1 protein-coding gene is annotated in these 686 nt (G+C 60.2%); it reads right to left on the reverse strand.

Features of this window, described 5'->3' with window-relative positions:
* Positions 1-516, reverse strand: a 516-nt coding sequence (locus RA20_RS24320) for an ammonium transporter (protein WP_039135474.1), incomplete at its 3' end; no start/stop codon positions are given.
* Positions 517-686 lie beyond the last annotated feature (170 nt).

Raw genomic sequence — 686 nt, forward strand, 5'->3', positions numbered from 1 at the left:
CTCATGCACCACGATGCCGCCGGCAAAGTCTTTGACGCCCACGTCGCCGAAGATGCCGCCATCCGCCAGAAAGCCGCCGCCCCAGATCCAGTGGACCACCGGCGCGTAGCACAGCAGCATCCAGAGGCCGGAGAACACGAGGACGAAGCCAAAGCCCACGCGCTCCACATAGGCGCCGACGATCAGCGCGGGTGTGATGATGGCGAATGTCATCTGGAAGGCAAAGAACAGAACCTCGGGCAGGGTGCCTGACAGGCTGTCTACGGTCACGCCGTTCAGGAACATCTTGTCCAGCCCGCCCCAGATGCCGGAGGTGCCGCTGCCAAAGGCAATTGTGTAGCCGAATGCCAGCCACAGAACGCTCATCAAACAGGCAATGGCGTAGCAATGCATGAAGACGCTGAGCACATTGCGAGCACGCACCAGCCCGCCGTAGAACAGGGCAAGCCCTGGCAATGTCATAAAGAGGACCAGGGCCGTGGCCACAATGATCCATGCGGTATCCGCTCCGTTCATCCGTTTGTTCCTTCCCCTCAAAAAAACGGTGGCTATGGGGAAAGCTCAAAGGCGGCGCAGAAAAAAGAGGCAGCCGTGCGGAATGCGCCCAAAAACGGGGCTTTTTCAGGAGTGCTGAATTTTTGGGCGGGCTTGGGCGGGCGGTGCCCGGAATGCGGCCGGTTTACGAA

Origin of the sequence: Leisingera sp. ANG-Vp (assembly GCF_000813725.1) — a bacterium.
In the GTDB taxonomy this organism is placed as follows: Bacteria; Pseudomonadota; Alphaproteobacteria; order Rhodobacterales; family Rhodobacteraceae; genus Leisingera.